Raw genomic sequence first — 19,182 nt, forward strand, 5'->3', positions numbered from 1 at the left:
CTTCTGAAGATGAGCCACGGAGATCACGATGGACTCAAACGAGCACAGTGAATCACAGACGCCAACCTCCACGCCGGAGACAGACCGGCAGCATCCACCTTATCGCTCTCCGCTGATCGTCAGAGGACTGGTGTTCGCGTTTCTGATTCTGCTGGTAGTCGGCATCTATTCCGGTCGCCTCTTCAAACCCACAGAGCAGGCACATTCCTTTAAGAGTGAAATGCAGCCGCTGGGCCTGGCGTATCACGAGTTTCATCAGAAACGGGAACGCTCTCCTTCCAGCCTGGAAGATCTGCAGGACTTCATCGACAACCCTCCGCCTCCCCCGAAAGCGGATGGGATCGTCCCTCCCGATTCCGTAGTTGTGGTTACGATCCCCGAGAGTCTGAAAAAGATGATTGAAGCGGGGAAGGTCGTCGTCATTTGGAATGCCGTGCTGACAGACTCGGGTCAGGAGAACGACAAGTACCTGCTGGCCTACACCGCAGACATCGCTGACAACGGCGGCTTTGCACTCACTGCAGCAGGCCGTGTATTGGAACTGACGGCAGAGGAATTCAAAGCCTATCCACTGGTGCCGACAGTCACTGACGAAGTGAAACCAGACGACGCTGAGGCCCCTGAGAAAGATTCGGGAGAATCAACGGAAAAGCAGCAGTCAGATGCAGAACAACCCCCGTCAGAACCATCGCCGCAGGAATCGACTCCCGCCAACAAGGGTTAAGTAATTCCGTCTTCCGGACATTCGGGGATTCGCAGCAGGGAAATCAGCAGCCCCCGTTTCTGTCCGTTTACTTCAGCGATTTCGGGCAGGTGCCCGCAGACTTCGAAACCGAACTTTTCATTCAGATGTTTCGTGCCTTCGTTGTGATCGAAGTGCATGCCGACCAGGGTTGTGATGCCCAGGGAAGGGCAGGCATCGATCATTTTCTGGAGCAGAAATGTGCCCAGTCCCTGTTTCTGGTGGGAGTTCGCCAGGTAGAGACTGACTTCGGCCGTCTTGTCATACGCCGGTCGTCCTGCGTAAAACGAAGTCACGTAGATGCAACCGGCGATCTGTCCCGCTTCGTCTTCAACCACCCAGATGGGCCGCTTGTCTGGTGAGAACTGGGCAAACCATGTTCGGCGGCTTTCAGCGGTAATCGGCTTGGTATCCGCTGTCGCGGTGCCGGCGGGAATCGACTGGTTGTAGATGTCGACAATTGCAGGCAGGTCATTAAGAGTGGCATCGCGGGTCGTGAACATGGGACTTTATCTACTTGAGTTTTGAGGATGCGATCAGCGTCACAATCACGCCGATTGTTAGACATGTTTTAGCATGTCAGACATTCATAGTACAAATGAGATCACGATGACCGCTACCAGAATGAGCGGGTACAGGATCCGCGACCAGAAATCGAGTTGCGCCACCAGACGTTTATTCTGAATACTTTCGCCCTTGAGCAGGTAGGTGTTTGTCACCGTCTGGATCAATCCTGAAAACACCGTGAGGGTCGACAGCATAATGAAACGGTCGATGCGCGTGATATAGGAAATCCGCGGCAGCAGAACCGTGATCGCAAACAGGTAAGCGACCAGAGTCAGGAACGCGGACGTGGAGATCCCGATGTTGGTTCCTGACTGTTCCGGATTCAGCCAGCGGGGCAGCCAGGACATGATCACGATCAGACATAACGGCAGAATGACCTTTAAGATGTAGTATTCGGGCTGTCGGGCAACCTGGATTTTCATTTCGTAGCCAGCGACGCCGATGGGTCCCTGGTCTGGATAGTACGGTGCCGATTTTGCTTCGAAGGAGAGAATATCAAAGTCGGGTAAGGAAAAGTGCGGAGCCAGGTTGGAAGTTCTCCCCAGTTCGCCAACCCAGGGTGTCATGCTGACCTGATTCTCAGAAAAGCCCGGGGCCACCAGTTGGATCGAGAGTTCCTGTCGGTCAAACGGAAAGTCGTGCAGGTTCAGTGGCTGTGAAAAATGCCCCCAGACTTTCTGCCGATAAATGACGGTCCCGTCCGGCAGGATTTCCGCCGTTTCGGGATACGACTTCCAGGCATTCTGCTGTCCAATGATGGTCAGGCGCGGATTCCAGAGATCGGCCAGATCGACGTGCAGCGGTCCGGGGCCTGCATGTTGGAGCAGGGGGCTGTTCCAGCGGGCTTCATAATACACGCTGGCGGCGAAGCTCTGATCGGCGGAGTTGATTTCATCAATATCAATCACATAAATCAGGGCCTGCACCTCAGTCGCTTCACCCGGACTGGCGGGACGCTTCAGTTCCGGCTTGGCCTCTTCAACCAGGGTTGACTTCAGAGGACTTTTTGCTGCACTGGGATCAGTGGGACCAGGGGCAACTTCCTGAGCAAAAGCAGGGACTGGCAACAGCAGCCCGAGGCAGACCAGAAAGCGAGGCAGAAACGCGTTTGCCAATCAAGTGTTCCTTATCGAGAAGTGGGATCAGACTGGCCGGGAAATCCAGGGCGAGGTCTGTCTCTTTGATTATACCCACGGCCTGAGGGTTGATCCCTCTGAATCTTTCCACAGTTCATCAATCAGTGGAAATGCATACTTTGGTCTCTCTCGACCAAAAAAAGCAATATTACTCTGTGTACCGGTTTCGGAAATTGACAGAAAAGTTTATGACAGGAACTGTCTGCTGTCGCGGAGCAGGGGGAAGTGGGAGAGGAAATCGAGGAAAGCGGTGAGATGATTGAGGATTTGCGAGAGCTGAAGTTCGAACGACTGGAGGACGCGGTTGCGGAAGTGGAGTCGCTGTTACGGACCGGCTACACCCAGCGGGGCAAGTGGAATCTGGCCCAGATCTGTCGGCACTTGTCTCTGGTGCAGGATCCCGCACTCGACGGATACCCAAAGTGGATGCTGATCTACGCCCCTCTCTGGCCGGTGATGCGTCGGCTGTTCCTGCCGCGTCTGCTCAAGGGAGATTCTCCCCAGGGAATTCCGACAACTCCGATCTTCGTCCCGGCAGCGGACCTGGCAGACGCAGTGGAAGCGGAACACTTTGCCGAGAGCGTGGCCCGCTTCAAATCCCATGAGGGACGCTACCACTGGCATCCCGGCTTCGGCCGCCTGGATCGCGAAACGCTGGAAACCGTTTACACAACCCACGCCGCCCATCACCTGCGGTTTCTGGAGCCGGTGAGGTAGATCTGTCAATGATGATTGTTTCCTGAAAACAGGCCCAGTTCTAATGCTACTTTGAACTGTTCTCGATATTGGCCGATCGATTTATTTTCGTAGGCAGTAATTATATTCTGCAGGGGGTCATCGGAAGTCTGAGAGAGCCGTTCGTATTCTATCATCAGTCGTTCTTCGATAAATTCAATTCCCCTTGAGGCTTCGGGGAGTACCAGCACCTGTTCAGGATTTAATCCCAGTAAGTTTTGAAAATAGGGTAACGGACATTCCAGCAGTCCCCAGTCTTCATATAAGGGGGAAAGTAAAAAAGAATCGAGAAGTTCCTGATACGTGGTAGCAAGATAAGCTGTCACCGACCCATTTTTATTCTGAAATACTCCCGGATAATCCTGTAGGTTATATTCTCTTTCTTTCTCCAAATTTTTGAGTTCAATCAACCAGGGCTTCAGCAGGTTGACAACTTCCAGGTCTGTCGCGGATTCGTCCCCCAAGGGAACGTTCATAAACTGTTCATTCTTGAAACGCAGCCGGGAATCGGAAGTGATCTCCGGTAAAAATGAAATTCCAGAGTAGTGTTTCCCCTCAGCAAAATGAAATTGTTCCCGTGTTGATGTTCCCTGTTCCAGCGCTGCTTTCATTTCTTTCAATAACCCGGTGGGGCCAAAGAGAAATGGATAGAAACCGGGAAACCTGATTTTCAGCAGGGGAAGAGCGGCGGGCCATCTTTTGATGCGATTGACGATGGATTTATTAACAAAATCTGAAACGCCGTTATCATAAATCTCTGAATACAACTCATCTAATTGATAGGCAAAGCCGAGGTAACCTGGTAAATCAGAAAACGCATTCAGAGCGGCTGTAATCTGATCCAGGGCAAGCTTGTTACCAGACAGCGTTTCTCCTGATTCAGGAATGTCTATGACCAGTTCGAGGATCGAGGGATAAAAATCAATCGACTGGTATTTCAGCTCTGACTTTCTGCCATGGATAGTGATAGCAATAGAGTGGTCGTGTCGTCGCTTCGTTTCTGTTGGCTTTTGTACCACCCAGAGGGGATTCAGAGGCGAAACAGACAGACATCCAGTCATTGACTTCAACCAGTGTGGTGATTTCGAAGCGGCTTTCATTTTCAGATACACAAAATTCGCCTGAAACTCCCTGGTCATCTCTTTGATTTTCTCGACATCGCAGGAACGTGTCGTTTGGATCTGGGACCGCCAGATTTCCATCTTGCAGGTATATTTCGAACCCGCAAACAGCGCAAACGGGAGGTCGAGAGCCTCCAGTATCTGTTCGTCTTCCTGGGGAAGAATCAGGGAAAAATAGAGCTTCATTCTATACCTGTTCCACTATGCCAGGTTGAACTGACTTTTAATCATTTGTGATCTTTCGATAGTTCATGACCACGGCTCCATTTCTAGTGATCGCGTAGTCAACACCGATCAGGTACAATTCAAAATAGTGATTAAAGTTGAGGTCTGTATTCAGGAGATCCGCAGTCAGTACCCACTGCAGGTGCAGATTACTTGCCAGACCATAAAATGCATTGCTCAATGCTCTGATTTTACCGTCGCTGTTCGCAAGTTGTCCTACAAAAAAGTCGCTCAGACTATGAATGAATTGATGGTTTAAATCACTGTCAACAGCGACCTCGAAATGTGTTTCATTTTTAACTTCTTCTGCTATTCCTCGATCGATTGCATCCAAGACAGGTTGTGAATTGATGAGTTGTCGCATCTCCTTGAGGTCGCTGTGTACAAGATCAATAATGTCTGACTCTGTTTTATCTTCTGCACGAGCATCCATCCGAATCATTTTTTCAAGTATGTGTTCCGAATTGGAAACGTGGCTGAAAATAAGGGCCAGGTCCTGCTTATCTTTTTCCGTCAGCGGAGCCAGATAGAGCTCCATGAACATGGTGGCGAAATGGTTTGGATCAACCGTATGCTCATCCTCACAGAAGAGAAGCCAATCTTGTAATTCCTGGGGTTCGATCATCGATAGCTACAATAAAAGAAAAGTAAATAGCTTCACTAGAATACGAACTGCTTAAACGAGGAGAATCCGGGTACCCTACCCCTTAACCTGTCCCAGCATTTTGCGGGCGGCGTGGCCCAGCATGACGGTGTCGACGCCGACGGTGATCAGGGTGAAGCCTTTGTCGATGTAGGGTTTGACAGCGTCCACGGTGACGCCGAAGATGCCCAGGGGCATATTGTTTTTCTGACAGACTTCGGTGACATGGTCGATGGCGCCGGTCACTTCGGGATGATCGATCTCTCCGATGCGTTTCATACTGGCAGAGAGATCGTAGGGGCCGATCAAAACTGCGTCGACGCCGGGGACGGCGACGATCTGTTCGATCGCGTTGACCGCATCGATGTGCTCGGCCTGAACGACGACAGTGGTCTCCTCATTTGCTTTGGCCAGGTAGTCATCGAAGGTAAAGCCGTAGCCGTGGGCGCGACCCAGGCCGACCCCCCGGGTTCCTTCAGGAGAGTAGCGGGACCAGGAGACGATCTGTTCGGCCTGTTCCACGGAATTGACTTGCGGGGCGATGATACCGGCGGCTCCCAGGTCGAGGGCTTTCTTGATGGGGACCTCTTCGGGTGCGGGCAGCCGAATCAGGCTGGGGATCTTGTGGCTCACCCGTCCCACGATGGCCTGCAGATCGGAGGGGTCAAAGGTGCTGTGTTCGGCATCAAGGAACAGCCAGTCATAGCCGACGTCCGCCAGGATCTCGGCGGCTTCCGGGCAGGAAAAGGTAACCATGGGGGCAATCAGCAGTTTCCCCTGTTTGAGTTGCGAGCGGAATGTGTCAGACATGGGAGGTCCCTGGTATCTAAATGTGAATGATAAAACAGCCTGAACGCGACTCGGGCGGTTGAAGCGAGATTGTTTCCGGCTCGCGCCTGCGGTATCCTGAAGACGAGGTCCAAATCCGTTCGTTTTCAGTTACCGGGAAGAATATCGATGTTGAAATCAATCCGTAGTCTGCGTTCCACACTGTTGATTCTGTGTTGTTTGAGTTTCATCGTAGCCTCGCTGCAGGCGAATGACAAGAAAACCGAACCGACCAACGCCGACGAAGCTGCTGCTAAAAAAGCGAAGCAGGAAGCGGAGATCAACAAAAAGTTCGCGGCCTGGAAAGCGACACTGCCCGCGAAACAGCAGGCGTGGGAAACCGTGCTCGAGGAAAACCTGGGCGGTTTTTATCTCCCGATCTATAAAAAACAGAAAGTCGCCGGTCAGAAGACCGCCTGGGATTATGTCGCCGATGATCCCAAACTGCCCCGCGTGCTGTTGATTGGAGATTCGGTTTCGCGGGGATACACGCAGGCGGCCCGGAACGCCTTAAAAGGGAAAGTGAACGTGCATCGGGCTCCAGCGAACTGCGGACCGACGGCGACCGGCTTGAAGAAACTCGATGTCTGGCTGGGAGACGGCAACTGGGACCTGATCCATTTCAACTTTGGCATTCACGACCGTCGGACCAATGTCGACGACTACGAGAAACGCCTGGAAGAGATTGTGAAACGACTGAAGCAGACCGGGGCGAAGGTGGTCTGGGCCAGCAGTACGCCGATCCCGGCTGACTGGAAAGAGGGACCGGAAATGAAGGCGAAGCTGGAAGAAAAGAACGCGATCGCTGCGAAGGTGATGGAGCGGAACGGTGTGGAGATCGACGATCTGTTTACCTTCATCACGCCACATCTGGCGGAAGTGCAGAATCCGAAAGACGTCCACTTCAACGGCAAAGGCTATGACCTGCTGGGCAAGCAGGTGGCGAAGTATATTGAGGGGGCACTGCAGGAAGAGAATCAGAAGTAGCTTTCCTTACAGTATTTAAGACAGCAGCCAGTAGCCGATGCCGGCGATGAGGCAGATGCCGGCCAGGACGGAGGCGGCGATCAGCATCGGCTTCTTCTTGTTTTTCTGGACGTACTGATTCGGCGAGGCGACGCGGAAGTGATAGCTGGCGGCCAGTGACAGAGTGTTGCCGGGAAAGAGGATCTGTTCCTGAATCCGTCGGCCGTCGACTTCGGTGCCGTTTTTGCTTTTGAGATCGGTGACGATCCAGCCGGTGTTCTCGTAGTGGAATTCGCAGTGATTGCCTGAAATGCCGGGGCGATCGATTTGAATGTCGCAGGTGGGATTCCGGCCGAGGGTCACCCGCTGTTTGAAAATCGGGAACCTGCGTTTATCGTCGAGGTCGATCAGTTCAATCGGTTGAAAGTCTTTGACCAGAGCGTCCGAGGCTTCCTGGGCCATGTGGTCTGTTGATTCGGTGGGAACGCCACGACGGAGGATGCCACTCTTGGAAATGTCCGATTCGCCGCGGGTCAGGCGTTCGATGCCGTCTGATTTCTGTTGCTGCTTAGCCTGTTCGGCAACATGACTGGCGGTTGCAATGCGTGAAGAGAGCTGCGGTTTAACAATACTCGACTGAGCGATCGCACTGCGGGCCTTGGCATGCTGAACCCGCTGCGAGACAACTTTATTGAAGCGGAATTCGACCGGCTGGCGTTCGGCGAACGGTTCCAGGGCTGCGGCGACTTCTGCCATCGACTGATAACGTTCCTCGGGATCCTTAGCCATCATCTTTTCGACAATCGCGACGACTTCAGCAGGGATCGCCGGTGCGATTTCGGCGATCGACCGGGGAGCCTGTTCGCGGTGGGCCTGAATTTTCTGGGCAGCGGTCCCTTTGGGGAAGGGGAGTTTACCGGTCAGGAGGAAATACATCGTCCCCCCCAGTCCGTAAACATCGGCCCGGGCATCCACGGTTGTGCCTTCGCGGGACTGCTCGGGGGCAATGTATTCCGGGGTCCCTACACAGCCGTGACCGAAGATCATTGAAAGCGAGAATTCCGCATCCGGATTGTCTTTAAGCAGGGCCAGACCAAAGTCGAGGACTTTGACATAACCCTGGGAATCGATGATCAGGTTTTCCGGTTTGAGGTCGCGGTGGATAATGCCCGCCTGGTGGGCTTCTTCCAATCCCCGGGCAGCCTGGGCGATGACATCGCAGACCTGGGGAGAGGGGAGCGACTTCTGTTTGAGCAGCACCAGTTCCAGCAGGCTGATGCCTTTGATGAATTCCATCGCGATGTAACAGACGGCCCCTGATCCTTCATAGGAGATCGTGCGGACAATGTGGGGGTGATCGAGACGCGATCCGGCTGAGGCTTCCAGTTTGAGCCGGGTCAGCATTCCCGCGTCGTTGCGGCATTTGTCATTGAGTACTTTGAGGGCGACCGGTTCCTTCGTCTCCAGATGCTCCGCGAGATACAGGCTGCCCATGCCCCCGAAGCCGAGCACTTCCAGCACCTTGTATTTGTCGATGAAGAAACCACGTTTACGGCCGGCCAGCAGGCGTTCGCCCTGGTAGCGGGTCAAGACTTTCCCGGTTACCAGACGTTGAGCGGCCTCTTTGGGCTTTTCGGCGGATTCCAGGTCGAATTCTTCAATGACGGCGCGAACTTTGTCTTCCGAGAGCAGATGGCTCTCCTGCAGTAATTCCAGAAATGACGGTACGTCTTGTGGTTTCGACATAAATCACAGTTGCGCGATGGGAAATGAGAAATGTTCCTAATTATATACAGATGCAACGCACTTTGGTAGCGGATTCCTGTGAGGCACACAAATTCCTGAAACTTCGCGCAGACCGAAATCCTGATCTGGTAACTGCTTCGGACAGACAGAGTCGAAGTCGATGAATCAACGTGTATGGATGTGTGTCTGTTGCGGGAGGTGCGCGACAGGCGATTGGCATGACGGACGGGGAGACGCCCCGTGGAATCGCACAGGCGGGAAAAGAGAAGCAGCTCACAACCGGAGTGGGGGTTGTGAGCTGCTTTTCCGGAATGACTCTGGTTGGATATCAGTCTGCGGATTTGGTCATCTGGTAGTCCAGCGTGAACTGATGCTGGTCCCGTTCAGGGATCAGCTTCGTTTTTTCACAGGAGGCCCCTTTGACGGGATTCCAGGTGCGGACCTCGATTTGGTTTTGAGCTGGCAGGAACCGCATCAGCCGGAAGCCTTCGGCTCCATAGTCGGAGAGCAGTTCATGCACCGTATTCCCATGTTGGCCTTTGACGCTCTGGCGCATCGCCTGGGTACGGCTCTGGTCACCACAGCAGATCAGAAACAGGTTCTTGTGTTTGCTGAAACATTTTTCCCACATCTGCTGTGAAGTGTTCCCATTGGCACCGTGGCACTTTTTCCAGACCATGCGACCTTTGGGCGCGTCGAAGTAGTCGCCTGGCTGTTTGGGATGCTCGAGTGGGCCCAGATCCATGTGGGTGGTGACAATCGCTCTGCGGTCGGCATGTCTGGTGAGTACTTCATTGGCCCAGTTGAGAACCGGATCGGGTGCGTTACATTCCAGATGCACGATAATGAAATCCATACCTTCTGCAGAGAAGAGCTGATAACTGTTCGCGTTGTTGCCCGAGATTTCCGGTTGGTTCGGTTCGCCGGGATAGCAGCCGCCATACCAGTCGAATTCCGCGAAGCGGGAACGGGGAAAATATTTCTGGAATAATGCCGAGTTGCCGGTTTTTCCCGTCATGTCGTGATTGCCGACACTGATTCCGTAAGGGACTTTGCCGTGCAGCTTGTCCACGCAGTTCTGTGCGACGGCCCATTGTTCGTCGTTATTGATGTCGACGATGTCGCCGACATGAGAGACGAACACAATCCGCTGTCGGTCCAGCTCATCGACGATGCAGTCCGTGATCGCTTCGAAGACGGGGTTCGTCGTGGGATCTTTGGCCTGCTTTTTACTGTGCGTGCCACGTCCCTTGTAGTGCTGGGTATCCGGGATCACAGCAATACTGAAGGAGCCCTGTGGCGCCGGAGGAAGTTCTTCCCCGTGAACGGGCAGGACAGAGGCAGCGAGTAACAACATGGGAACGCAGATCGTCTGGAGCTTCATGGTGGTTCTACTATTGGGCGAATGAAAATGGGAGGACTCAAACTATAATATCAGATTGGTCTCCCGGTTGCAGGGAAACTGCTTCGACAGGGGACCATATTTTTGAACCGGGAATCAGGCTGACAAATAGAATTCTCACTTTTGGAAGAGACACGGTTCTGAAATTGGATGCAGATCGGATTACAGATGGCAGCACTGCAGGCTGTGTATCGGGGCTTGTTCTGGTATGATAAATCACAGTATGTTGATGTGTGTTTCCGGTCCATTACCGATGAGGCGAGGCTGTCATGAGTGGGATTGTTGGTCATACGATGTACGCCATCCTGGGAGGGAAGGCGGCGGTTCAGAAGCAGCTGCCGATGGCCTCTCTGATCCATCGGCACTTTTCAAGTTACCTGGCCGGTGCCTATATGGGGTGTGACATTCAGATCATGCCGGAAGCGATCTGTGTGGATACGGGGGAAGAGGTCGGCTTCGGGACGGCTCCCCTGGAACGCAGTCCGTTGACCGGCGGTGAGGTTAAGCCGTGGACCTTGAAGTTTCAGGGCAATGAATATCGTCCGCGGGAAATCCATCAGCTGTTCTATGGTCGCGCACATGTGGTTTTCGGCTGGGGGCCTGCTGAGCGGAAGTTTACGGTGCCCTGGGATCATCTCCCTGATTATGCGGCCCGTGTGTTTCAGGATGCGCGGGATCTCTATCCTCCGGGGGATCGCCAGCTGGCGTACCTGTTTGGCTGGCTGGCGCACATCGTGGGAGACAGCCTGATCAAATCTGTGCAGCCGGGGATTACGTTGAATCTGCTTGACGGAAAGTATACGCCGGCAAATCGACCGATTCAGGATCTGGTAACGTTACACGAAGTTGGTCGCAAGGAACTGAAACTGGACTGGGCGAGCCTGTTAGCTGATCTGGCTGAGACTCCAGTCGAACCGGTTCAGCTGCACTACATGCGCGTCTCGCAGCCACGTGGTCTGCTGGGCACGGACTTTCCGGATGCGTGGGCACCACAGCACGAAGCTCTCTTGCTGCGCGTACTGGCGGAGAATCGTCGCTATCAGCAGATTCGAAATCCACGGTTGATGAAGCAGTATGCTTTGAAGCAGCAGGGAACGCGCTGGGTATGTGACGAAGAACTGAGCCGTCGAACGGGAGGACTCTCTTATTCGGAAATGGTCGCGCTGGCTGAGGAGGCGAATCTGCGTCATGCATTGTGGGAGATGGGAGAAGCGGTCGCGAATTTATTTGCCCAGGTCGTTGAACGCGTGCCTTATCTACAGAACCTGTCCGACACAAGCGTACCCGGGTGGGAAGAGCTTACAGTCCGCTGGAAAGCGACTTAAAGGAACTTGGGACCGGCGCCGTTGCAAGTAGTTTATTGTGTGTCGGTTTTCTTCTTATTGGCTTCGTACTTGGCAATCCATTTTTCCGGATTGGCTTCAAAGGCTTTTCGACAGCCGCTGCAGCAGACAAAGTAGGACTTACCCTGATATGAGACCTGCGAGGTCCCCAGACCTCCCGAGATGATACAGGTTTTAGAACCGTAGTCCGAATCGCTTTTCGCAAACGAGGTTCCTTTGCGACGGGTGTTAATGGTATCTACTCGTGCGTAGCTGTCGCCACGAAGATCGTAAAGTTCGAACATGTAGCGATCGTTGTTCTGCTGATTGAAGATGATCTGGGCGTGTTTCTTTTCATCCGCCGGTTCGACCAGTGCCAGGCTGAGCTTATAGGTGGAGTGCAGGACGTTGGGATCGTCGTCGCCGGGGATCTTGGTCAGGGGGACGGAGAATTCGCCTTCGTAAACTTTTTTCTGTCCGTCTTTGTCGGTAACAGTCAGCCGGTATTTCTGTTTATCGGCCAGGTAAGTGAGCCGTGCGTTTTCGTAATAACGACTTTTATCGGCCTGCATGACGAGCGCGGGTTGAGCCGGATTGCTCTGCAGGTCCCAGACCCAGTCGAGTGTTTCCACAGAACTGAATCCATCGAATTTTTTGAAAGTTGTGCCTCCCCATTCGCCGAGCATGATCTGCAGGGGCTTGAGTGCTTCGAGTACGTTGTCGAATTTCTGTTCTTCTGGAGCACCATCGGCAGAGGAGCCGCTGGCGGACTGGTTACCACCGAGTGTCACAGGCTGGAACCGCCGGACCGGTTTTTGGGTTTTGGGTTCCGAAGGGGCAGCTTCCATTTCCAGAGAGCCGGCTTCACCCATGTCGACACCGCCGCCCAGATCGACGCTGACCTGTTCCGGCGCGTTTTGTGGCTGGTCAGAGGAACCGCAGCCGACGCTGAAGATCAGAGTGAGGGTCATCAGACAGCCGGTGCAGAGGGGACGCGAAGACATAAAACAGAACTCCCGAACTTGAAAGCAGAATGTGGATTAACGTGCGTCAAGTTTCACTGGTGAAACCGAAGCGTTTTATCTGTGAGACTAGTATAACAGTCTGTTCACGATTCTGTCACTCTGAATTCAGTTCTGATTTTTTTTGTCATTCGGGCAGAGGTCCTTTGTGTCTGGTCAGAATCGAGAGTACAATCGTTCGCTCAAACGCTCATTTAATAAAGAAACGTTTAAAAGTGAGGGCCGTGCAATGACCGCACCAGTGAACGACACAGAGTCCATGGAAGTCGACCCTGTCTTTTTAAACTCCAGGCGTGAGGCCTGGATTATCCTGGGATTATGGGTTGTCGCGTTGCTGTGGGCCGTGCCTTACTGTTACCTGAACGGGTTTCAGTCGGGTCTGGATCCTGAAGCGGTTGAGACGACAATGGGAATACCCAGCTGGGTGTTCTGGGGGATTGCATTTCCCTGGGTCTTAGCTGACCTGTTTACAATCTGGTTCTGCCTGTTTTATATGAAAGAAGACGACCTCGGAGTAGCTCACGAAGGTGAAGATCTCGCAGAAGAAATAGCAGAGATGCACGCAGCACAAGATGATGCAACTACCGGGGGGGATGAGTCTTGAAAGTCTTACTAGCTACCAGTCAGAGTCTACCATTACTGTTTGCAGCAGATGAAACCGGCCCCGATGCGGCGCTGATTTCCTTTATGATCTATACGCTGGCGGTCTTCGTACTCGCGGCCCTTTCTAATCAGCTGCTCAAAAGCAAGAGCTTTCTCAGTGAGTACTTCCTGGGAAGTCGTGGCCTGGGGGTCTGGGCCTTCGCTTTGACCTTTGCTGCCACCAGCAGTTCGGGCGGCAGTTTTACCGGGTTTCCTTCCAAGATTTACTCGCACGGCTGGATCCTCGCCTTGTGGATCGGCAGTTACATGGTCGTCCCGATCTGTACGATGGGTTTGATCGGGAAACGATTAAACCAGATCGCACGGCGCTCCGGTTCGATTACGGTTCCTGACGTGATTCGCGACCGCTTTCACAGTCCCATTCTGGGTTTGATGGCCGTCTCGCTGATCGTGTTCTTCATGTCGTTTAACCTGGTGGCCCAGTTCAAAGCGGGCAGTCTGATTCTGCAGACACTGCTCGATGGCGTCGCTGTCTTTGAGAGCACCGCCGATGGTCTGGCCCAGGCTGTCTCGGGTATTCCTTTTCTCTCTGATGGAGTGAGTCCGGAATACCTGCTCTGCCTGTTGGTGTTTGGTATCGCCGTGATTGTTTATACAACGTATGGTGGTTTCCATGCGGTGGTCTGGACCGACGTGATGCAGGGGATTGTGATGGTGATCGGTGTGATCATCATGCTCCCCCTGGCAATTTCACAGGCAGGCGGACTGGAGAACACCACTAAGCTGATGGCGAAAATGACGCCTCCCCGCTATTCCGCTGCGGACAAAGGGGGGATCACGCTAACCCTGGATCAGCCTGCTGAGGCAGACATGCGAATTGAGGTTGGCACCTGGATTACAGACAAGCCGATTGAAAGCTCGAAAGTCCCTCTGTTGTTCCGGGTGACCGCTGCCTCAGAAATTCCGGCTGGGAAAACCACGGTGGATGAGGTGAAAGTCATTCAGCTGACAACGCTGGAAGACATCGACCGCATTTTGAAACGGAAAGAACAGGAGAATTTCCTCAGCGGAGTGAGTGTCTCCAACATCGATCTGGTGCAGTATGCCTACGGAGAGGAAGCAAGCCAGCAGGGGTCTTACGTTGTCGGTCCGGGGCCGAGTCCTGCCAGTAATAATGGGTTTCTGCCTTTAAGCCTGGCGATCTCGTTCTTCTTCATGTGGGCGATTTCCGGAACGGGGCAGCCTGCGAATATGGTGCGTCTGATGGCGTTCCGCGATACGAAAACGCTGCAGCGTTCGATTTGTACCGTGGCCATCTACTATACCCTGATTTACTTCCCACTGGTGGTGATCTTCTGTTGTGCCCGGGTTATTTTGCCGGGGATGGAAGGCGAATCCGACCGCATCATGCCGGCGATGGCCGTCTATCTGACGGAGAACATCGGCATGGGCTGGCTGGCTGGTCTGCTGGTGGCGGCACCGTTTGCCGCTGTGATGTCGACCGTAGACAGCTTCTTGTTGCTGATTTCCTCCGCCTGGGTTCGCGACGTGTATCAGCGGAATATCAATCCCGAAGCCAGCGAGAAGACGATTAAAATGCTGAGTTACCTGGCGACCTTTGTCGTTGGTACCGCAGCGATGATTGTGGCGATCAATCCACCTCAGTTCCTGCAGGACATTATTGTGTATGTAGGGAGTGGACTGGCGGCAAGTTTCCTGGCACCAATCGTCTATGCTCTGTACTGGCGACGTGTAAATGCCGCTGGTGCAATGGGGGCGATGGTGGGCGGTTTCGGACTGCATCTGGCGATGTACGTGACCGGATACTTCGAGAACGGCAGCTTTTTCAAACCATATCAGTTGTTCGATTTCGATCCGATCATTGTCGGTCTGTTTGGTTCCTTCATCTGTGGATTCATTGTCACGAAGCTGACTGCACCTCCGCCACAGGAACTGGTGCATAAGTTTTTCTATCAAGAGAAAGCCGGTTCCTGAGCCGACTTTGTCCAACGGGTTTCTGACTCTTTTGAGGATCATGCTATGGAATATATCGACGCACATTCGCATGTCTGGACTCCTGACGTCAAAAAATACCCCCTGGCGCCCGGGTATAAGGTCGCGGATATGCAGCCTCCCAGTTTCACCGCGGAAGAGCTGCAGGTAGAAATGATGCCGGTCGGTGTGAACCGGGTCGTGCTGATTCAGATGTCCTTCTACGGTTTTGACAACAGCTACATGCTGGACTGCATGGCCAAGTATCCGGGAATGTTTTCCGGTGTGGCTGTGATCGACCAGAAGGGGGACAACCCGACGCCGAAGATGCTGGACCTCAAGAAAAAGGGAGTACGTGGCTTCCGGATTGCACCGAAGACGAAGAAGGTAGGCGAGTGGCTGGACGGTGCGTGCATGGAAGAGATGTGGACGACCGGTGCAAAAGAAGGTATGGCCATGTGCTGCCTGATGAATCCCAACGGGCTGCCAGCACTGGATAAAATGTGTCAAAAGCATCGCGACACGACCGTGGTGATCGACCATCTGGCACGGATTGGTGTGACCGGCAAGATCGAGCCTGAAGAAGTCGACGCGTTGTGTAAGATGGCCAAGCATCCTAACGTTTATGTCAAAGTTTCTGCCTTTTACGCCCTGGGCAAGAAGCAGATGCCCTACCATGATCTGGCGCCACTCATTAAAAAGGTGTATCAGGCCTTTGGTGCTAAACGCCTGATGTGGGCTACCGACTGCCCCTACCAGGTGCAGGGACCCCATACTTACAAGGCGTCGATCGATCTGATCAAGAATGGACTGCCGTTCCTGTCGGATGACGACAAATCATGGATTCTGGAGAAGACAGCTGAACATGTCTTTTTCCAGGGCATTTAACAGAAACGTGAATCAGGTTTGCTCATGGATGCATGCTATCAGATAGAGGATACCAGTCAGATTATCTCTCCCGGGATGATCATTTTCAAAGATCTCGTGGAAGAGAATTTAAAGCAGATGATTGCACTGGTGGGGAACCCCGACCGGCTGCGGCCGCATTGCAAGACCCATAAGATGCGGGAAGTCATTGAGTTGGAACTCTCGCTGGGCATCAAGAAGCACAAGGCGGCGACCTTTGCTGAAGCGGAGATGCTGGCCGAGACTGGCGTTAAAGATATCTGCCTGGCTTACAATCTGGTAGGCCCCAATATCGCGCGGGCCATTGAGTTCCGCACACGCTGGCCCGATGTGTCGTTACAGGTAACCGCCGATCATCCTACCCCCATCGAACAGCTGGGAACCGCGATGACCGAAGCAGGTCTCGAAATCGAAGTTCTGCTCGATCTGAATACCGGGCAGAACCGGACCGGGATTGTACCCGGAGACGCAGCGGTAGAACTTTACCAGCTGATTGCGAATACCCCCGGTCTGATTCCCGCAGGTCTGCACGTTTATGACGGTCAGAATCATCAGGTGGATTTCCATGAGCGAGAAGTCGCCGTCAAGGAGGTCTGGCATCATGTTTCCAGGCTGCGTGATCAACTCCTGCTTGAGGGATTGAAGGTCCCCCGGATTGTCGCGGGCGCGACCGGTTCTTTTCCGATCTTCGCCAGTATTGATGATCCCGCGATTGAAGTCTGTCCCGGAACCTGTGTCTTTCACGACGTCGGGTACGGCGAACTCTTTCCCGATCTGAAATTCAAACCGGCGGCGATGGTTCTGACACGTGTGATCAGTCGGCCTGGTCCCGACCGGGTTACGTTTGACCTGGGTTATAAAGCGATTGCTTCGGACCCTGCGATGGAAGGCCGCTGTCGGTTCCCCGATCTGCCCGATGCCAAACCGGTACTGCAGAATGAAGAGCACCTGGTTGTGTTGAGTGAGCGGGCAGGGGAGTTTCAGCCGGGCGACGAGCTGCTGGCCATTCCCCGCCATGTCTGTCCGACCTCGGCTCTGCACAAATCGGTAACGGTTGTCAGCGGCGGTAAAGTGATCGGTCAGTGGAATGTGGCTGCCCGGGATCGCTTCATCACCGTCTGAGTTGCACTGAGCTCATACTTCCATGCAAACGAATCTAAACCCCTGGAGGCGATCCCGAACTGCCTCTGACTGTCAACGAGTCGAATCATGTCTGAACTGCGCCAACAAACGGGAATTCCGGAACTGGATGAAATGCTGTCGGGGGGATTACTGCCTGGAAAGCTGACAGTGGTTCTGGGGGCGACCGGCATTGGAAAAACGCAACTGGGACTGCAGTATGCCCAGGCAGGACTCGCCCAGGAAGGGGAGACCGGGATTCTGTTCGATATGGCGACCCGCGGCGATTCACAGAGTCATGAGGATTATGCAGAGCGTCTGTTTCAATGGAAACTGCGGGAACAACTCGTCGATGAGGTTTTTGACCTGGAACAGATCTGGGAGCGGGAACAGGCACGCAAGGATTATCAGCATCTCTTCCGCCAGAGTGGCCGCCGGGTGACCCGCCGGGATATGGAACTGGACGAGTGGAAGGAATGGAAGCTGGAATTTGTCAAAAAGCTGGATGCAGCAATCGCGTATTTCTATGCCAATTTTGTGCATGGTGTCCGGCGTACAGTGATTGACGGGATCGAACCGACCGAACGTCCCAGTGATTCCTTTCAGTTCCATGCCTTCGAATACGTCTACCATCAGATCCTGCGCAAAGAATACGACTGGGTGGCTCGCGATCTGTTTCGGGCACAGTTTCGCAGTCAGCAGGAGCAGATTGAAGCACATCGTTACGATTGCCAGCAGATCGGCTGTCTGTTGCTGTTAACCACGCATGAGGTAATGCTGGACGATCTGATTCAGCGTCCCATCGAAAGTGGTGACGTCCTGTCCAATGCCAATACGATCATCCTGATGGGTAAGATCCGGGAAGGCAACCGGATGAGCCGGGCATTACACATCGCGAAACATCGTGGCAGTGCCGTCGATGAATCCCTGATCCCTTATGAAATCAGGGAAACAGGCCTGGAGCTGCTGTGCTGAAGCCAGGCGGCCAGAAATTCGGATCTTGAGGAGGGATTTCTCTGGACTGCAGGTTCTGGCCATTCGCATTATAAAAGTGCTGACCGTTACGACTGGAAGAGTCCCGGCCGAGAATCCAAAAATCGGTTCGTATGCTCCAGTTTCTGCCGTTCCCTGCTGCTCTCAAAGATAGATTTTCGACGAGGTTCCCCTCAAGGGGCAGAACATATATAGAGAGCCTGAGAACAGAGAGAAGGACGGTCATGTTAGTTGATAATTGTTTAGACCCGGGCGATCTTGCAGACGCCTTTGTTCAACGTCTGGATCGATTACATTCCGCACCCAAGGTCGCACAGCAGGTGCTGCAACTGACCCGCGATCCTGAGAGCCGGATCGATGATATTGTAAACTGTATCGAACACGATCCGGGGCTGGCTGCCAAAATTCTGCAGGTAGTCAATTCAGCCAAGTACGGTGTATCACGCCGGATTACGAGCATCAAACATGCTGTATCCTATCTGGGCAAAGATGCCATTCGGATGCTGACAGTCAGCTTTTCCATGGTGGAATCACTGACCAAACGGAGTAAGGGGCGAATCTTCGCCGATTACTGGCAGCGTGCATTGACGATTGCCTCGATTTCGTCTCATCTGGCAGACCATCATAAATGTCTTAAGAAAGATGAAACCTACACAGCCGGCCTGCTGGCGGATGTGGGGATTCTCGTGTTTTCCCAGGTTGAGCGGGAACAGTACAGCCTGATCTATGAAAGCTATCCGCACGGCGAAGCGCTGGTCAAAGGCGAACGTCAGTTCTTCGGATTTGACCATGCTCTGCTGGGCGCACGCCTGATGGATTTCTGGGATCTCCCACATGAAATGGTGGTGGCGATTGAACATCACCATGATACTGGTCAGCACGGTTGTCCATTGGGAATGGCGCTCCGGACGGGTAGTCTCTTGGCTGGCTCCTTATGGAACCGGAATTCAGAGGAGTTCGCCGAAGCGGAAGATCTGCTGATCTCTTTCTTTGACTTCGAAGAACCACAAATCGAACAGATGATCGAAGAATGCCGGGCAGATATTGCTGAAAGTGCCGAGTTCTTCGGTGTGAATCTCGAAGGCTGAACGCATTGTATACAGTGTGCCTTCAG

18 protein-coding genes are annotated in these 19,182 nt (G+C 53.4%); 10 read left to right on the plus strand and 8 right to left on the minus strand.

Features of this window, described 5'->3' with window-relative positions:
• Positions 1 to 28: 28 nt before the first annotated feature.
• On the plus strand, positions 29 to 724 hold the full coding sequence (locus tag RID21_RS22240) for a hypothetical protein (RefSeq protein ID WP_350192718.1): 696 nt from the start codon (positions 29 to 31) through the stop codon (positions 722 to 724).
• Here the strand turns inward: RID21_RS22240 and RID21_RS22245 are convergent.
• On the minus strand, positions 721 to 1,245 hold the full coding sequence (locus tag RID21_RS22245; RefSeq protein ID WP_350192720.1) for a GNAT family N-acetyltransferase: 525 nt from the start codon (positions 1,243 to 1,245) through the stop codon (positions 721 to 723). The two genes, RID21_RS22240 and RID21_RS22245, sit on opposite strands and share 4 nt — an antisense overlap.
• A gap of 84 nt (positions 1,246 to 1,329) precedes the next feature.
• Positions 1,330 to 2,424: a ligand-gated ion channel gene (locus RID21_RS22250; RefSeq protein ID WP_350192722.1), complete on the minus strand. Its 1,095-nt coding sequence runs from the start codon at positions 2,422 to 2,424 to the stop codon at positions 1,330 to 1,332.
• Positions 2,425 to 2,700: 276 nt separating this feature from the next.
• On the opposite strand from RID21_RS22250, the gene RID21_RS22255 reads away from it, so the two are divergent.
• Positions 2,701 to 3,162, plus strand: coding sequence for a DUF1569 domain-containing protein (locus RID21_RS22255; protein ID WP_350192724.1), 462 nt, complete (start codon positions 2,701 to 2,703; stop codon positions 3,160 to 3,162).
• A 5-nt stretch (positions 3,163 to 3,167) separates the two neighbouring features.
• Here the strand turns inward: RID21_RS22255 and RID21_RS22260 are convergent, their stop codons facing one another.
• The 3 genes from RID21_RS22260 to RID21_RS22270 all read right to left on the minus strand — a co-directional run bounded on the left by RID21_RS22260 (position 3,168) and on the right by RID21_RS22270 (position 5,979).
• Positions 3,168 to 4,487 carry a hypothetical protein gene (locus RID21_RS22260; RefSeq protein WP_350192726.1) on the minus strand — a complete coding sequence of 440 codons (1,320 nt, stop codon included), beginning with the start codon at positions 4,485 to 4,487 and terminating at the stop codon, positions 3,168 to 3,170.
• Positions 4,488 to 4,524: 37 nt separating this feature from the next.
• Positions 4,525 to 5,151 carry a hypothetical protein gene (locus RID21_RS22265; protein ID WP_350192728.1) on the minus strand — a complete coding sequence of 209 codons (627 nt, stop codon included), beginning with the start codon at positions 5,149 to 5,151 and terminating at the stop codon, positions 4,525 to 4,527.
• Positions 5,152 to 5,226: 75 nt separating this feature from the next.
• Positions 5,227 to 5,979 carry an HpcH/HpaI aldolase family protein gene (locus RID21_RS22270; protein ID WP_350192730.1) on the minus strand — a complete coding sequence of 251 codons (753 nt, stop codon included), beginning with the start codon at positions 5,977 to 5,979 and terminating at the stop codon, positions 5,227 to 5,229.
• Between the two features lie 147 nt (positions 5,980 to 6,126).
• On the opposite strand from RID21_RS22270, the gene RID21_RS22275 reads away from it, so the two are divergent.
• Positions 6,127 to 6,984, plus strand: coding sequence for an SGNH/GDSL hydrolase family protein (locus RID21_RS22275; RefSeq protein ID WP_350192732.1), 858 nt, complete (start codon positions 6,127 to 6,129; stop codon positions 6,982 to 6,984).
• 15 nt (positions 6,985 to 6,999) lie between these two features.
• Here the strand turns inward: RID21_RS22275 and RID21_RS22280 are convergent, their stop codons facing one another.
• Positions 7,000 to 8,709 carry an FHA domain-containing serine/threonine-protein kinase gene (locus RID21_RS22280; protein WP_350192734.1) on the minus strand — a complete coding sequence of 570 codons (1,710 nt, stop codon included), beginning with the start codon at positions 8,707 to 8,709 and terminating at the stop codon, positions 7,000 to 7,002.
• Positions 8,710 to 9,037: 328 nt separating this feature from the next.
• Complete coding sequence (locus RID21_RS22285) at positions 9,038 to 10,093, minus strand: metallophosphoesterase (RefSeq protein WP_350192736.1); 1,056 nt, start codon at positions 10,091 to 10,093, stop codon at positions 9,038 to 9,040.
• Positions 10,094 to 10,380: 287 nt separating this feature from the next.
• Here RID21_RS22285 and RID21_RS22290 point away from each other — a divergent pair, with 287 nt between their 5' ends.
• Positions 10,381 to 11,436 (plus strand): hypothetical protein, encoded by a 1,056-nt coding sequence (locus tag RID21_RS22290; RefSeq protein WP_350192738.1) that lies wholly within the window; start codon positions 10,381 to 10,383, stop codon positions 11,434 to 11,436.
• Between the two features lie 32 nt (positions 11,437 to 11,468).
• Here RID21_RS22290 and RID21_RS22295 read toward each other — a convergent pair whose 3' ends face one another.
• Complete coding sequence (locus tag RID21_RS22295; RefSeq protein ID WP_350192740.1) at positions 11,469 to 12,437, minus strand: hypothetical protein; 969 nt, start codon at positions 12,435 to 12,437, stop codon at positions 11,469 to 11,471.
• A gap of 247 nt (positions 12,438 to 12,684) precedes the next feature.
• Between RID21_RS22295 and RID21_RS22300 the strand changes: the two genes are divergently transcribed.
• The 6 genes from RID21_RS22300 to RID21_RS22325 all read left to right on the plus strand — a co-directional run bounded on the left by RID21_RS22300 (position 12,685) and on the right by RID21_RS22325 (position 19,156).
• A complete protein-coding gene (locus tag RID21_RS22300; RefSeq protein WP_350192742.1) occupies positions 12,685 to 13,059 on the plus strand; it encodes a hypothetical protein in 375 nt (124 codons plus the stop codon).
• Positions 13,056 to 15,053 carry a sodium:solute symporter family transporter gene (locus tag RID21_RS22305; RefSeq protein WP_350192744.1) on the plus strand — a complete coding sequence of 666 codons (1,998 nt, stop codon included), beginning with the start codon at positions 13,056 to 13,058 and terminating at the stop codon, positions 15,051 to 15,053. Before RID21_RS22300 ends, RID21_RS22305 begins: the two co-directional genes overlap by 4 nt.
• Before the next feature lie 45 nt (positions 15,054 to 15,098).
• Positions 15,099 to 15,938, plus strand: coding sequence for an amidohydrolase family protein (locus tag RID21_RS22310; protein ID WP_350192746.1), 840 nt, complete (start codon positions 15,099 to 15,101; stop codon positions 15,936 to 15,938).
• Between the two features lie 24 nt (positions 15,939 to 15,962).
• Complete coding sequence (locus tag RID21_RS22315) at positions 15,963 to 17,078, plus strand: D-TA family PLP-dependent enzyme (protein ID WP_350192748.1); 1,116 nt, start codon at positions 15,963 to 15,965, stop codon at positions 17,076 to 17,078.
• A gap of 87 nt (positions 17,079 to 17,165) precedes the next feature.
• Positions 17,166 to 18,050 carry an RAD55 family ATPase gene (locus RID21_RS22320; protein ID WP_350192750.1) on the plus strand — a complete coding sequence of 295 codons (885 nt, stop codon included), beginning with the start codon at positions 17,166 to 17,168 and terminating at the stop codon, positions 18,048 to 18,050.
• 242 nt (positions 18,051 to 18,292) lie between these two features.
• The gene (locus tag RID21_RS22325; protein WP_149341846.1) at positions 18,293 to 19,156 is read left to right on the plus strand and encodes an HDOD domain-containing protein; all 864 of its coding nucleotides are present in this window, start codon (positions 18,293 to 18,295) and stop codon (positions 19,154 to 19,156) included.
• Positions 19,157 to 19,182 lie beyond the last annotated feature (26 nt).

Source organism: Gimesia sp., assembly GCF_040219335.1.
Classification (GTDB): domain Bacteria; phylum Planctomycetota; class Planctomycetia; order Planctomycetales; family Planctomycetaceae; genus Gimesia.

Excerpts from the sequence above, each read along its gene's own strand:
- RID21_RS22240 (WP_350192718.1), top strand. The coding sequence starts at position 29 with ATGGACTCAAACGAGCACAGTGAATCACAGACGCCAACCTCCACGCCG.
- RID21_RS22245 (WP_350192720.1), bottom strand. The coding sequence starts at position 1,245 with ATGTTCACGACCCGCGATGCCACTCTTAATGACCTGCCTGCAATTGTC.
- RID21_RS22255 (WP_350192724.1), top strand. The coding sequence starts at position 2,701 with ATGATTGAGGATTTGCGAGAGCTGAAGTTCGAACGACTGGAGGACGCG.
- RID21_RS22260 (WP_350192726.1), bottom strand. The coding sequence starts at position 4,487 with ATGAAGCTCTATTTTTCCCTGATTCTTCCCCAGGAAGACGAACAGATA.
- RID21_RS22265 (WP_350192728.1), bottom strand. The coding sequence starts at position 5,151 with ATGATCGAACCCCAGGAATTACAAGATTGGCTTCTCTTCTGTGAGGAT.
- RID21_RS22270 (WP_350192730.1), bottom strand. The coding sequence starts at position 5,979 with ATGTCTGACACATTCCGCTCGCAACTCAAACAGGGGAAACTGCTGATT.
- RID21_RS22275 (WP_350192732.1), top strand. The coding sequence starts at position 6,127 with ATGTTGAAATCAATCCGTAGTCTGCGTTCCACACTGTTGATTCTGTGT.
- RID21_RS22280 (WP_350192734.1), bottom strand. The coding sequence starts at position 8,709 with ATGTCGAAACCACAAGACGTACCGTCATTTCTGGAATTACTGCAGGAG.
- RID21_RS22285 (WP_350192736.1), bottom strand. The coding sequence starts at position 10,093 with ATGAAGCTCCAGACGATCTGCGTTCCCATGTTGTTACTCGCTGCCTCT.
- RID21_RS22290 (WP_350192738.1), top strand. The coding sequence starts at position 10,381 with ATGAGTGGGATTGTTGGTCATACGATGTACGCCATCCTGGGAGGGAAG.
- RID21_RS22295 (WP_350192740.1), bottom strand. The coding sequence starts at position 12,437 with ATGTCTTCGCGTCCCCTCTGCACCGGCTGTCTGATGACCCTCACTCTG.
- RID21_RS22300 (WP_350192742.1), top strand. The coding sequence starts at position 12,685 with ATGACCGCACCAGTGAACGACACAGAGTCCATGGAAGTCGACCCTGTC.
- RID21_RS22310 (WP_350192746.1), top strand. The coding sequence starts at position 15,099 with ATGGAATATATCGACGCACATTCGCATGTCTGGACTCCTGACGTCAAA.
- RID21_RS22315 (WP_350192748.1), top strand. The coding sequence starts at position 15,963 with ATGGATGCATGCTATCAGATAGAGGATACCAGTCAGATTATCTCTCCC.
- RID21_RS22320 (WP_350192750.1), top strand. The coding sequence starts at position 17,166 with ATGTCTGAACTGCGCCAACAAACGGGAATTCCGGAACTGGATGAAATG.
- RID21_RS22325 (WP_149341846.1), top strand. The coding sequence starts at position 18,293 with ATGTTAGTTGATAATTGTTTAGACCCGGGCGATCTTGCAGACGCCTTT.